General features: G+C 64.6%; 10 protein-coding genes. 3 read left to right on the top strand and 7 right to left on the bottom strand.

From position 1 onward, the window contains the following. Positions 1-123 precede the first annotated feature (123 nt). From MUN81_RS00275 to MUN81_RS00265, 3 genes are all read left to right on the top strand, one after another. Positions 124-1506, top strand: coding sequence for a sigma-54 dependent transcriptional regulator (locus tag MUN81_RS00275; RefSeq protein WP_245114419.1), 1383 nt, complete (start codon positions 124-126; stop codon positions 1504-1506). Between the two features lie 177 nt (positions 1507-1683). After that, the gene (locus MUN81_RS00270) at positions 1684-3015 is read left to right on the top strand and encodes an ATP-binding protein (protein ID WP_245114418.1); all 1332 of its coding nucleotides are present in this window, start codon (positions 1684-1686) and stop codon (positions 3013-3015) included. Between the two features lie 91 nt (positions 3016-3106). After that, a complete protein-coding gene (locus tag MUN81_RS00265) occupies positions 3107-4474 on the top strand; it encodes an ammonium transporter (RefSeq protein WP_245114417.1) in 1368 nt (455 codons plus the stop codon). Between the two features lie 128 nt (positions 4475-4602). Here the strand turns inward: MUN81_RS00265 and MUN81_RS00260 are convergent, their stop codons facing one another. The 7 genes from MUN81_RS00260 to MUN81_RS00230 all read right to left on the bottom strand — a co-directional run bounded on the left by MUN81_RS00260 (position 4603) and on the right by MUN81_RS00230 (position 12529). Next, a complete protein-coding gene (locus tag MUN81_RS00260; RefSeq protein ID WP_245114416.1) occupies positions 4603-5313 on the bottom strand; it encodes an SAM-dependent methyltransferase in 711 nt (236 codons plus the stop codon). Positions 5314-5571: 258 nt separating this feature from the next. Then, the gene (locus MUN81_RS00255; protein WP_245114415.1) at positions 5572-6282 is read right to left on the bottom strand and encodes a hypothetical protein; all 711 of its coding nucleotides are present in this window, start codon (positions 6280-6282) and stop codon (positions 5572-5574) included. Between the two features lie 26 nt (positions 6283-6308). Beyond that, positions 6309-7724 carry a hypothetical protein gene (locus tag MUN81_RS00250; protein ID WP_245114414.1) on the bottom strand — a complete coding sequence of 472 codons (1416 nt, stop codon included), beginning with the start codon at positions 7722-7724 and terminating at the stop codon, positions 6309-6311. 533 nt (positions 7725-8257) lie between these two features. Continuing rightward, positions 8258-9745 (bottom strand): T9SS type A sorting domain-containing protein, encoded by a 1488-nt coding sequence (locus MUN81_RS00245; RefSeq protein WP_245114413.1) that lies wholly within the window; start codon positions 9743-9745, stop codon positions 8258-8260. Beyond that, positions 9631-10455: a hypothetical protein gene (locus tag MUN81_RS00240; protein WP_245114412.1), complete on the bottom strand. Its 825-nt coding sequence runs from the start codon at positions 10453-10455 to the stop codon at positions 9631-9633. Before MUN81_RS00240 ends, MUN81_RS00245 begins: the two co-directional genes overlap by 115 nt. A gap of 172 nt (positions 10456-10627) precedes the next feature. Next, positions 10628-11410, bottom strand: a complete 783-nt coding sequence (locus MUN81_RS00235; protein ID WP_245114411.1) for an alpha/beta fold hydrolase — start codon at positions 11408-11410, stop codon at positions 10628-10630. A 201-nt stretch (positions 11411-11611) separates the two neighbouring features. Beyond that, positions 11612-12529 carry an NmrA family NAD(P)-binding protein gene (locus tag MUN81_RS00230; protein WP_245114410.1) on the bottom strand — a complete coding sequence of 306 codons (918 nt, stop codon included), beginning with the start codon at positions 12527-12529 and terminating at the stop codon, positions 11612-11614. Between the last annotated feature and the right edge of the window lie 31 nt (positions 12530-12560).

The raw sequence follows: 12560 nt of genomic DNA, 5'->3' as shown, positions 1-12560 counted from the left end.
TCATGCTGAGCTTGTCGAGGCATCTCTATTTCACGCAAGGATTACTCTTCGCGGTAGAGATGCTTCGACAAGCTCAGCATGACGTTCTACGTTAGTTTGTTATCTCACCTTTCTTTCTGCACCATGTTTCTCATTGTCGACGACGACCTCGCCGTCCGCACTTCGCTCAAGCTGCTACTGAAGCAGGCAGGTTATCCCGCCCAGGCCGTGGCCACGCCGGCCGAAGCCCTGGCCGTGGTGCGCGATGCCCCGCCTACACTGGTGCTGATGGACATGAACTTCTCGATGGCCACCACCGGCGACGACGGCCTGGCCCTGCTGCGCGACGTGAAAAGCGTGACCCCGCAAGTGCCCGTCATCCTCATCACCGGCTGGGGCTCCATCAGCCTGGCGGTGGAGGGCATGAAGGCCGGCGCGGCGGAGTTCGTGACCAAGCCTTGGCACAACGACGCCCTGCTCCAAACCATTCGGACGGTGCTTAGCCTGCACGATGCGCATCCGGCCGACTCGGACAGCCCCAGCGCCAGCCGCCGCCAGCTCGACCGCCAGTACCGCTTCGCCGACATCATCGGGCAGGATGCGCAGCTGCTGCACGTGCTGCGCAACGTGGGCCAAGTGGCACCTACCGACGCCTCGGTGCTCATTGAGGGCGAAAGCGGCACCGGAAAAGAGCTCATTGCCGAAGCCATTCACCGCAACAGCCAGCGCAAAAACCAGCCCTTCGTGAAGGTGAACCTGGGTGGCATTTCGAGCAGCTTGTTTGAAAGCGAGATGTTTGGCCACCGCCGCGGCGCCTTCACCGACGCCAAGGCCGACCGGGTGGGCCGCTTCGAGCTGGCCAATGGCGGCACCATTTTCCTGGACGAGATAGGCGAGCTGGAGCTGGCCAGTCAAGTGAAGCTCCTGCGTGTGTTGCAGGACCGCACCTACGAGGTGCTGGGCGACAGCAAGCCGCGCCGGCTCGACATCCGCGTCATTGCCGCCACCAACCGCAACCTGGCCGAGATGGTGCAGCAAGGCCGCTTCCGCGAAGACCTGTTCTACCGCATCAACCTGATTACCGTGCGCCTGCCCGCCTTGCGCGAGCGCGCCCAGGACATTCCGCTCTTGGCCCAGCACTTCGTGGACCAGCTGCGCGCCACCTACCACCGCCCGGCCCTAAAAGTGGGCGCCCGCGCCATGCACTGGCTGCGCGAGCAGCCCCTGCCCGGCAACATTCGCGAGCTGAAAAACCTGGTGGAGCGCGCCGTGCTCGTGAGCGGCAAAGACGAGCTGGGCCCCGAAGACTTCCAGGCCAATGCCCAGCGCCTGCCCGCCCGCGCGCCCGCGCCCGGCGAACTGCCCACCCCCGGCACCATGACCCTGGACGAGCTGGAAGCCCAGATGATTCGCCAGAGCCTGGCCCACTACGACGGCAACATCAGCCGCGTGGCCAAGGCCCTGGGCCTGAGCCGGGGCGCCTTGTACAGAAGGCTGGAAAAGCACGCCATTCCGTTTGATGAGTAACTACTACTTGTTGGCTTAAGAACTTAAAAGAACGTCATGCTGAGCGCAGTCGAAGCATCTCGCGTGCCACCACTAATCCTTTTTCAACGATTGGATTACTGACACACGCGAGGTGCTTCGGCTGCGCTCAGCATGACGTTTTTTGCGCGCTGCATGACATTCTTTTTCCCGTCGCAAATGACGCTTCGCACCAAATTCCTGCTATTTGTCACCATCATTCACGCCGTGCTCATTGCGCTGGCGGCCCAGCTGCGCACTACCAACCCCACGCTGTTTGTGGCCGCCGAGGTGCTGCTGCTGGTGAGCATTGTGCTGACGGTGCAGCTCTACCGCGGCTTTGTGCGGCCGTTTCAGCTCATTGCGGCGGGCACGGCGGCCATTCAGGCCAAGGATTTCTCGATGAAGTTTGTGCCGGTGGGGCAACGCGAGATGGACCAGCTCATCGACGTGTACAACCGCATGATTGACGAGCTGCGGCAGGAGCGGGTGAGCCAGCACGAGAAAAGCTTCCTGCTCGAGCGGCTCATTGAAGCCTCGCCGGCCGGGGTACTCATTCTGGATTTTGAACGCCGAATTGAAAGCGCGAACACCGCTGCCGAGCGATTTCTGGGCCAGCCGGCCGACGCCTTGCTGGGCCGGCTGCCTGCCGAGTTGCCCGGCGCCTGGGGCCCGGCCCTGGCCGACCTAACCGAGGAGCAGCCGCAAAGCCTGCGCCTTTCCGGCCTGCAAACCTACCGGGCGCACGCCGCGCACTTCTTCGACCGGGGCTTTACGCGCCGCTTCATCCTGCTCGAGGAGTTGACCCAGGAGTTGATTCAGCAGGAAAAGCAGTCGTACGGCAAGCTGATTCGGATGATGTCGCACGAAATCAACAACTCCATCGGCGCCATCAACTCCATTCTGCACAGCTTCGGGCACTACCGCCCGCAACTCGACCCCGCCGACCAGCCCGATTTCGCGCAGGCGTTGGACGTCAGCATTGCCCGCAACACGCAGCTGGCCAACTTCATTGCCAACTTCGCCCGGCTGGTGCGGCTGCCGGCCCCCGTGCTGCAGCCGGCCGACGTGCACGCCCTGCTCCGCGGCATTTGCCGGCTGCTGCAGCCGCAAAGCGAAGAGCGCCGCATCCGCTGGCACCTGGAGATGCCGGAAACGCCGCTGGTGCTGCGCGTCGATGCCCAGCAGCTGGAGCAGGCCTTGCTCAACATTGCCAAAAATGCCCTCGAAGCCATCGGTCACGACGGCAACATCTGGGTGCGCACCACGGCGCAGCCGCCCGGCATCATCATTGAAAACGACGGGCCGGGCCTCACGCCCGAAATCAGCCAGCGCCTGTTCACGCCCTTCTTCAGCACCAAGCGCGACGGCCAGGGCATCGGCCTGACCTTGGTACGCGACATTCTGTTGGCGCATGGATTCCGGTTTCAACTTATTACGCAGAAAAACCAGCGCACTGCATTTATTATCGAAATGCCCATATTATTTGAGGGGACAAATCGAGCAGTTTAGATGTTTAAAAAGAAAACGACCTAAAAAACTAAGGAGTATTTGCAAAAAGCTTGCTTAACTTCGTGAGGTAGCCTTCAAACTGCAACCTCTTATGACTCGCAAGCAATACCTGGCCACTGCCTGCCTCGGCTTTATTCTTTTGTTGGCGGGGGTGGCGGCTTTCCTGCCCCAAAGCCACCCCGAGGCCAAGCCCGATGCCTTCAACCCCGCCGACCTCGCTTGGATGCTTTCCGCCTCCGGCCTCGTGCTGCTGATGACGCCGGGGCTGGCGTTTTTCTACGGGGGCATGGTGAGCAAGCGCAACGTCATTTCCACCATGCTGCAGAGCTTCATTGCGCTGGGTGTCATTTCGATACTGTGGTACGTGGTGGGCTTTTCGCTGGCGTTTGGAGACAGCATCGGGGGCGTGATTGGCAATCCGCTCACCTTTTTCATGTTCAACAACGTGGGTACGGCCCCGCACCCGCGTCTGGCCTCCAACCTGCCGTTGGTACTGTTTGCAGCGTTTCAGTTGAAGTTTGCCATCATCACGCCGGCCCTTATCAGCGGGGCTTTTGCTGAGCGCATTCGTTTCTGGGGCTACTTGCTGTTTATGTGCCTGTTCAGCTTGTGCATCTACTGCCCGCTGGCCCACTGGACCTGGCACCCCGACGGCTTCCTGTTCAAATGGGGTGTGCTTGATTTCGCCGGGGGCACGGTGGTGCACATCTCGGCCGGCTTTGCGGCGCTGGCGGGTGCGCTGGCCCTGGGCCGCCGCCGCACCCACCTCGAAGGCCACACCCACGTGCCGCCCAACGTGCCGTTCATCCTCATCGGCACGGGCCTGCTGTGGTTCGGCTGGTTTGGGTTCAATGCCGGTTCGGCGCTGAAGGCCGATGCCACGGCGGTGCAGGCCTTCATGACCACGCACCTGGCTTCGGCCGCCGCCATGCTCACCTGGATGATGATTGAAGCCGTGCGCGGGCAGCGGCCCTCGGCGGCAGGCGCGGCCATTGGCGCCGTGGTAGGCCTGGTGGCCATTACGCCGGCGGCGGGCTACGTGAGCTACGGGCCGGCGCTGTTTATCGGCGTGGTGGCGGCAGCCATCAGCGCGGGCGCCGTTGACTTGAAGAACAAAACCACCCTGGACGATACCCTGGACGTGTTTCCCTGCCACGGCGTGGGCGGCATAGTGGGTATGATTCTCACGGCCGTGTTTGCCAAAAACGGCGGTCTGGCCACCACCGGCGAGTGGACGCTGCTGCTGCGCCATCTGGGCGCGCTGGCGTTCATTTCGGTGTTCACCTTCGGCGGTTCCTACCTGCTCTATAAGTTCACCAACCTGCTCATTCCCATTCGGGTAAATGCCCGCCACGAAGCCGACGGCCTCGACATGAGCCAGCACGGCGAGACTGTCCTGCCCATCGTGCCCGAAGCCGTGCCCGAGAGCGAGCTGCGCTACGTGGTGCGGGCCTCGTAGCAGTCGGCAAGCACAACGGAACGTCATGCTGAGCGGAGTCGAAGCATCTCTACCGCGCAAGTAACTGGATTACTATTGCACGCGAGATGCTTCGACTGCGCTCAGCATGACGTTCTGATATACACGCGCTACACTCCCAGCACAAACACCGTCGGAATCTTGTGCAGCTCCGGTGCCGGCAGCCGGCGCCAGTCGCCCACCGTCAGCGTCTTCACAAACTCCCCGGCGCCCGTCACATCGGCCGCCACGCATAGGCGCGTGCCGGGCTGCAGGTGGGCCAGCAGGTCGGCGAATAGCGCCCCGTTGCGGTAGGGCGTCTCAATAAACAGCTGCGACTGTTGCCGCTGCTGCGCCTCTTTCTCCAGCGCCTTGATGGCAGCCACACGCGGCGCCTTCTCAATGGGCAAGTACCCGTGAAAGGCAAACTGCTGCCCGTTCAGCCCCGAGGCCATGAGGGCCAGCAGCAGCGATGACGGCCCCACCAGCGGCACCACCCGCAGGCCCAGCCGGTGGGCCTCGCGCACCAGCGCCGCGCCGGGGTCGGCAATGCCGGGGCAGCCGGCTTCGCTCAGGATGCCGCCGTCAATTCCCTCTTTCACCAGCGGCACCAGGGCGGCGCGCACCTCAGCGTCGGTGCTATCCTTGTCGATGACGGTGAAGCGGATGTCCTCAATCACGCGCTGCGGGGCCACGCTTTTCACAAAGCGGCGGGCCGTGCGGGCATTCTCCACCAGGAAGTAGGGGAGGGACGCGACGGCGCTGGCCACCTGCGGGGGCAGCACCTGGGTCGCCGTGTTTTCGGCCAGGGGCGTGGGGAGGAGGTATAGCGTGGCGGGCATGGGCGCGGGAGTTGAGCCGCAAAGGAACGGCACGAAGGCTGGCCCCCGGCGGAGCACGGGCTTGGGGGCCTTTCCGAACGCAGCCGGAAAGCCCCCGAAGGCCATGAGAGGCTTTCCGGCTACGTTCGGAAAGGCCCCCAAGGCCTTCGTGGCCCTTCCGAACGTGACCGGCAAAGCCCTGCAGGCCTTCGGGTGCCCTCTGGTTGCGTTCGGAAGGGCCCCGAAGGCCTTGGGCAGCGCCCCGGCAGCGGCGGGTGGCTACGCTGCCGGGGCTGCCTTAGCCGCTTGGGCGGCCTTGGCCTTGCGGGCAGGCGTGGCCAGCAGGGCGTAGTCGAAGTAGGCCGCGGCCTGCGCGGGGGCCGCCCGGTGGGCCCACAGGGCGCCGGTGTGTACCTCCCACAGGGCAGCGCACAGGGCTTCGGCGTCGGGGCCGAGGGTAGCAATGCTGTCGCGCACGGCTTTCTGGGCCGTCTGCTTGCCGGCCGTGGCGGCGCCGTACTGCGTGAGCAGGGCCCGGGCCCGGGCGCCGCCGTCGGCGCCCAGCTTCTTGGCGCGGGCTTCCAGGGCTTCCACGTAGGCCCGGAAACGGGCCAGGCGCTTGGTTTTGGGGGCTTGGGTCAGGCCCGAGAGCTTGTCCGGGTACACGGCCAGCAGCTCGGCCGGCTGCCCGAAATAGGCGGGCTTCACCTTGGTCACGTCCAGCTCCTGCACCAGGGCCTGCACCTGCCGCCACACCGCGTCTTCGGTGCGGGTGCCGCTTTGGGTGCTGCCGCTGCCGGCCGTGCGGTTGCTCAGGCCCCCGTCGAAGGCCGTGAGCGCCGCCCCCAAGGCGGGCGCCAGCGCCGCCAGCGCGGCGGGGGTGCCGGGCGCATCCAAGGCCGTGGCCGTGTAGCGGGCAAACTCCGCCAGCCGTCCCCGGCTGGTTTCGATGTTGAGAAAATGGTTTTCGTATTTGTCGGCGTACAGCATGTGGTAGGGGGTGAAGGTGAATGAAATCAGTGCAGTGGCTCAATATAAGGCCGGGCTTGGCTTCGGCCGCCGCGCCTATTCCAGCACGAGTTTTTTGGCGAAGGCGGCGCCGGCCACGCGCACATGCACGGCGTAGAGGCCGGGGGGCGGCCGGCCAGGTCCAGGCGCAGGGCGGCCGTGCCGTCGGGCGCGAGGGCCACCGTCCGGGGCGGCCCCACGGCGCGGCCCAGCGCGTCGAGCACCTGCACGCTGGCCGCGGCGCGCGGCGGCAGCCCAGCCAGGGCCAGCGTGGCCTGCCCGCCCGCGGCCGGGTTGGGCCACACGCTGCAGCCGGCGGCGAAGGCGCGGGCCTGCTGGGCGGCGGTGGGCCGGCCCCAGGGGTACAACACCTGGGTGGCCGAGCAGCCCAGGTTGTTGGTGACGGTGAGCCGGACGGCCGCGCCCGGGCCCGGCACCGGCGCGAAGCGGCGCGGGGGCGGGGTGCGCCCCTCGTAGAAGGAGCCGTCGGGGAAGTGCCAGCGCCAGCGCTCGAGCGTGGCCAAGCGCGGGCCGGGGGCCGAGAAGTCGGCCAGGCGCAACGTGTCGCCGGCGGGGCTAAGCGCGTAGCCCGCGTTGGGCACGGGCGGGCGCTGGCAGAAGGCGGGCACGTAGGGGGTGCCCAGCCCGCGCAGGCGCGTGAGCAGGCCGGCCTCGTCCTGCGTGGTGACGCCGCCCGCGGTGTGGGCAATGGTGCGCTGCCCGGCCAGCGTGAGCGTACCGTCGGCCTGCAGGGCCGTTTGCTGCAGGGCGGCGTAAGTGGCCAGCGGCAGCTCCCACAGGGCCGTGGCGCCCGTGCCGGTGGCGGCGTACTCGGCCACGAAGCTTTGGTTGGGGTCGTTGAGGGCCGGGCGGCTGCGGAAGCCGGTGAGCAGGTAGTGCCCGTTGGCCAGCACCTGCACCCGGCTAAGGCTGGCGCCGGGGTACCGCGCGTTTTGGCCCGTCAGGCGCTGCTCCCACTGCAGGGCGCCCAAGCTGTCGAACTTGGCCAGGTAGCCGGTGGCCGTGGGGTCGCTGTTGAACACGGGCAGGTACTTATTGGCGTACACGATGCCGGCCACCACGTACCCGCCGTCGGGCGTGGCCTGCACGTCGTTGGGCAGGTACTGCTCGGTGATGCTGCCGAAGTACTCGTTGGCCAGGCGAACGGTGTCACCGTTGGCTTTTAGCCGTTGTACCCAGCCGCTCACCACCACAATCTGCCCCGGCGGGTACGGCGCCTGCCAGGCCCGGCCCTTTGTGCCGATGAGCACATAAGACCCGTCGCGAAGCGCGGCCATCGCCGCTACGTTCACGGTATTGGCGTTAGGGGTGTTGCCGGGGTACTGGCGGCGCCATACTGGGCGCTGAATGGAATCGAGTCGTACCACCTGTGCCCCGCCCAGGCCCGTAAACTGGCCCGGCACGAAGCCGAATAAGTTTACAGTGTGCGCCCAAAGCGCCCCGCCCGCCGGCAAGGGAAGTAGAGAGGCAGGCGTGTTGACGTAGCGATATTCGGGCAGGTAATGAGGCAGGCCCCGCCAAGCACCCGTTGAATCCGCCCGTACATAAAATGGGCTCGTGTTGCTTACGTTCGCTGCCGAGGTTGAATCGGCGTAGCCCGTCAACAACAAATCGCCGCCTGCCAGGGACAAACAATTGGCGTACGAGCCACTCAGCAACGGATAGTGCTTACTGCTCAGGGTGTCGCCCTGGTTGTTGAAAATCCAGACGCTGACTGTATTGTAAAAAGGCGCGGTGCCGTTTGCCCGCACGTACCTGCTTCCAACCCCCACTACCTTATTTAAACGCGGCTGTGCTAGCTGTGTCACCGCAATTTGGACCGAGGGTGCTTCGCCAAACACGCGTTGCCAAACTTGCGTGGGTTGGGCGCTTGTGGTCATGCTAAGGGCTACCCCTAGAATGACTAACACATGAAATCTCATGGTATAAGAACCAACTATTCCACTACCAATCGATGGGTTGCCACAGGGCGCCCATCAACAACCAACGTATAGAAGTACGTGCCGCTCTGGTAAGCACGAACGTCGAGCAAAAGCTGGACTGTGTTATGAACCAGCAGTTTTTTCTCAACTATGCGCCCGTCGAGTGCATGACGGACAACCAACTCGGCACGTTGGGGTGCCTTGGGGAGTTGATAAGTAATAGTGGTAAAGCCGCGCGCAGGGTTTGGTGCGTTTTGCGCCATTGCAGGTTGCACTACAGTCGGCTGGGAATTGCCATTTGCGGTACGCTGCAATCCATTAGGCCCTGATGGAGCGCACTGCATCCCTTGCGTTCCTTGATAATTGGGAGTCGCATTTGCAGCGGTTAACTGAACTTGGGGCGCGTTAACCAAGGAAGAAATTTGTGCGCTATAATCCTTAAAAGTCAGGTAGTCCAAAGAAGCGCCGGTGTTCGCATTGTACAGCGCATAGAAACCAGTGCTGCCAGAACCGGCATCATCAAATAAATTCTTGAGAAGTGGGCTGGTGGAGTTGCCAGGCGTTGGTGAGGGATTGCTCAGCGTTACCGTCGAGGCGCTTTCGTTGTAAATCCCGTAGCTCACGCCGCCCCGCGTGCTGGCCGGCACGCCCCGCGCGAAGGTGTTGCAGCTGGCGTAGCTGTTGCCGGCGCCGCTGAGCAGGGCGTAGCCCTTTTCGCAGGCGCCGAAGAAGTTGCCCCGCACCTCCGTCTGCTGGCCGCCGGGCAGCACCTGGGCAATGCCCACGGCCAGGTTCAGGAAGGTGTTGTCCAGGGCCTGCACCAGGTACTCGCTGGCCAGGCCCACCTGCCGCGGGCGGTAGCTGGCGTAGGCAAACGTGGCGTAGGGGCTGGGGTCGGGCTGCTCGAAGGTGCACCCCGTTATCGTGGCGGGCACGGCCTGGGCGCCCACGCCCACCGTTTCGTTGGCGTGCAGGGTCGACTGGTTGGCGGCCAGGGTCTGGCTCACCTGGGGGGTAGCGGGCAAGGCCGCCGCCGTGGGAAACGTGAACTGACTGCCGCGCACCTCGAAAGAGCCGGGCACGGACACGGCCACCTGGTGGCCACTCGTGACGGCCGCCAGGTACAGGTCGCTAAACCGGCTGGCTTCCACCCGCATGTGGGGCGGGGTGGAGGCCACGTCAATCAGGTTGATGCCCAGCATCGCGTGGCGCAGGTCGTTGTTTATGAAGCTGGCCGCCCGAAAGTCACCGCTCACGGCCACGTGCTGCTGGGTGTACCAATAAGTGGTGCCGCTGGCCTGGTACGGGGCCTTCATGGCCAGGGGGTCGGAGTCGAAGCGGCAGTTGCGCACGAAGTCGTTGGCGGTGGCCGCCGTGCCGTCCAGGTTCAGGCCCAGGCTTCGGTAGTTGTGCAGAAACTCCACGCCGTCGAGGAACAGGTACGGGGTGTTGGGCGAGGCCAGCGGGTCGCGGGTGTAGTCCAGCCCGTTCTTGCTGTGCATAATGCGCGACGGGAGCGTGCCCACGGGTTGGCGTACACGCCGTGGCCATTGCCGGGGTGCACCAGGCCGCCCCACATGTCGTCGCACGCCGCCGTGATGGTGCCCCCCTCCAAGTAGAGGCGGGCGTCGTCGAGCACCACGTCGGCGCCGGCTTCCATAAGCAGCACGCCACCCGTGGGCAGGTGAAACTCGTTGTTGTTGAGGGTGAGCGTGCCGCGTGCCACGTGGAAGTAGGTGCCGGGCGCCCGCGGCGTGGGCGGCGTGGAGGAAAAGTCGTAGCGGAAAGGGTCGCCGTAGCCGTACTGGGGCTGGGTGAAGTCGGCGGTGTAGTAGGGGCCCAACTCTACTATCGGCGGCGCCGGCGAGTAGCTGTACTGGCAGCAGTTGGTCTTCACCACCACGGTCACGCTCATGCTCACTGGCGCGCCCGAGGCGGGCGTCGCCGTCACGGTGTAGGTGGTGGTCGCCAGCGGACTGACCACCACCTGGGCGCCGGTGGTGGCCGACAGGTTCTGATTCGGCGACCACGCGTAGGTGTAGGTGGTCGCGGCGCACGGAATGGTGGGCGTGAGCACGGCCGAGCCGCCTTGGCAGATATCGGTCCGGCTGGCCTTTACCGTGGGCGTGCAGTTGATGACCGGGCCGGGGCCCCCGGCCACGGCAGATTGGGTTTGGGCCGAAGACTGGCCCACGGTCAGCCAGCTACACATGGCTAACAGCCAAAACAGCCGCTGGCGGCGGGGGGGGGGGGGTAGAAGTTTTTCATGGGCAGCTGAAAAAGGGATGAGGGCTGCAAAAAAGCTTGCCCCGGCAAGGTACTGAAAAGCACGAGCTTTCCTAATAGCTTGCTGTCCCACCTCTTACCTGCCGTGCCTCCCCGTCCTACTGCCGCGCAAACGCTTTCACCAGCCCGAATACTTCTTCCGGGTTTTCGGCGTGTACCCAGTGGCCGGCGTCGACCACCGTGGCCACTTCCGAGTTCGGAAACAAGGCCGGAATGCCGTGCAGCTTGTCGTTGGTGGTGATGTAGTCGGACTTGCCGCCCCGGATGAACAAAGCCGGTTTCAGAAATGGCGCCGGAGCTGTGGTGGCTTCGCCGATGGCCGCCAACTGGGCCGCCAGCACCGGCAGGTTGATGCGCCAGGCAAAGGTATTGTCTTCCTTGCGGTACAGGTTTTTGAGCAGAAACTGCCGGGTGCCTACGTTGGGCACGTGTTTGGCCAGGGCGGCGTCGGCCTCCTGTCGGTTGGTGCAAGTAGTGAAATCCACAGATTGCAGTCCGGCCAGGATGTCGTCCTGGTGTTCCATGTCGGAAAAGCGCGGGGCAATGTCGACCACAATGAGCCGGGCCAGCCGCTCGGGGTGGTCCAGGGCCAGGCGCATGGCCACTTTGCCGCCCATGCTGTGGCCCATCAGCGTCACGTCGGCACCCAGGCCGAGGTGGTCGAACAGCTCCAGTACGTCCTGGGCCATGAGGGCGTAGGAGTGCTCGGGGCTATGAAAGGAACGGCCGTGGTTGCGCAAATCCACGCTTACCACGCGCAGGCCGGCTTCGGTAGCCCAGCGGCGGGCGAGGCTCTGCCAGTTGTCGAGGGTGCCAAACAGGCCGTGGAGGATGACCAGGGGCCGGCCCTGGCCCTGGTCGAGATGATGAAGCAAAGGCATGCGGCAAAAGTAGGGTGTAAGGGCTGCCTCTGCGCGACTGGAAGAATGCTATGCAGAGCAAAAAGCGAGAAAATAAGAACGTCATGCTGAGCGCAGTCGAAGCATCTCTACCGAGGAAGTAATTATTTACTATTGCGGTAGAGATGCTTCGACTGCGCTCAGCATGACGTGCTGCATTTTGCGTTCAGCAGAGCGTTCTGATTACGCCGTCGCTCCGGCCGTGGCCCCCTCAAAAGCTGGCGCAAACACCGTCTGAGCAAACGCTTCCAGCGTGGTGGGCGTGGTGCTTTCGGACGTGCGCGGGCCCTTGGTCATCGACTTCTCCTCGTTGATATGCTGGGTCATTTCAATGTAGAGGTCGGCCATGTTCTCGCTCAGGCCGGCGCCCACCATGCCTTGTCTGGCGTCGGCATACGGAAACGGCACGTAGGGCAGTTCCGGCCGGCCAATGGCCTGACCCAGAATGCTCGTGGCCTCGGCCATGGAATAATCTCGCGGGCCCAACAGGTAGTGCACGGTTTGTCCTTCCAGTGCCGGACCGGCCAATAGCTCGGCGGCTTTGGCGGCAATGTCGCGGGTGGCCACCATGGGGAAAGCCACGTCGGGCCGCGTGGCCGAGCCGATGATGCCCATGTGCTGCACCATGCCCACGTTGGCGAGCAGGTTTTCCATGAAATAGGCCGGGCGCAGGTGCGCCACCGCCAGGCCCGCAATGGCGTTGAGGCGGGCTTCCTGGTGGTGCAGGCCCACCACGGGGCCGGTGCCGGCGGGTTGCTCGGCCCCGATGCTGCTCAGGTGCACCACCTGGCGCACGCCGGCGTCGCGCACGGCCCGGGCGGTGGCTTCGCCGATTTGCTGCATGTGGGCCAGCACGTCGGGGGCCGTGACGTTGGGCGGAATCATGAGGAAGGCGGCGTCGGCGCCGCGCAGGGCTTCGGTGAGGAAGGCCACGTCGTGAGCGTCGCCAGCTTGGGTAGTGGCGCCCGCTTGCTGCAGGGCGTCGAGGCGGGCACTGGGACGGGCCACCGCCGTGACGTGATGGCCCTGGCCGATGAGGTGATGAACAAGGGCCGTTCCGATGTTGCCCGTGGCGCCCAATACGGTGATTTTCTTAGCCATGAGTTAAGTTGATGAGGCCGAAGCAGCGTTG

It is taken from the genome of Hymenobacter sp. 5317J-9, from assembly GCF_022921075.1.
Taxonomy (GTDB): Bacteria; Bacteroidota; Bacteroidia; order Cytophagales; family Hymenobacteraceae; genus Hymenobacter.
Note: the sequence above shows the minus strand (reverse complement) of the source record. Positions and strands in the feature narration are given on the sequence as shown.

Bases quoted from the DNA above. Each gene is read 5' to 3' on its own strand.
- MUN81_RS00255 (WP_245114415.1), bottom strand. From the start codon at position 6,282: ATGCTGTACGCCGACAAATACGAAAACCATTTTCTCAACATCGAAACC.
- MUN81_RS00245 (WP_245114413.1), bottom strand. From the start codon at position 9,745: ATGCACAGCAAGAACGGGCTGGACTACACCCGCGACCCGCTGGCCTCG.
- MUN81_RS00265 (WP_245114417.1), top strand. From the start codon at position 3,107: ATGACTCGCAAGCAATACCTGGCCACTGCCTGCCTCGGCTTTATTCTT.
- MUN81_RS00230 (WP_245114410.1), bottom strand. From the start codon at position 12,529: ATGGCTAAGAAAATCACCGTATTGGGCGCCACGGGCAACATCGGAACG.
- MUN81_RS00275 (WP_245114419.1), top strand. From the start codon at position 124: ATGTTTCTCATTGTCGACGACGACCTCGCCGTCCGCACTTCGCTCAAG.
- MUN81_RS00260 (WP_245114416.1), bottom strand. From the start codon at position 5,313: ATGCCCGCCACGCTATACCTCCTCCCCACGCCCCTGGCCGAAAACACG.
- MUN81_RS00270 (WP_245114418.1), top strand. From the start codon at position 1,684: ATGACGCTTCGCACCAAATTCCTGCTATTTGTCACCATCATTCACGCC.
- MUN81_RS00235 (WP_245114411.1), bottom strand. From the start codon at position 11,410: ATGCCTTTGCTTCATCATCTCGACCAGGGCCAGGGCCGGCCCCTGGTC.
- MUN81_RS00240 (WP_245114412.1), bottom strand. From the start codon at position 10,455: ATGTGTAGCTGGCTGACCGTGGGCCAGTCTTCGGCCCAAACCCAATCT.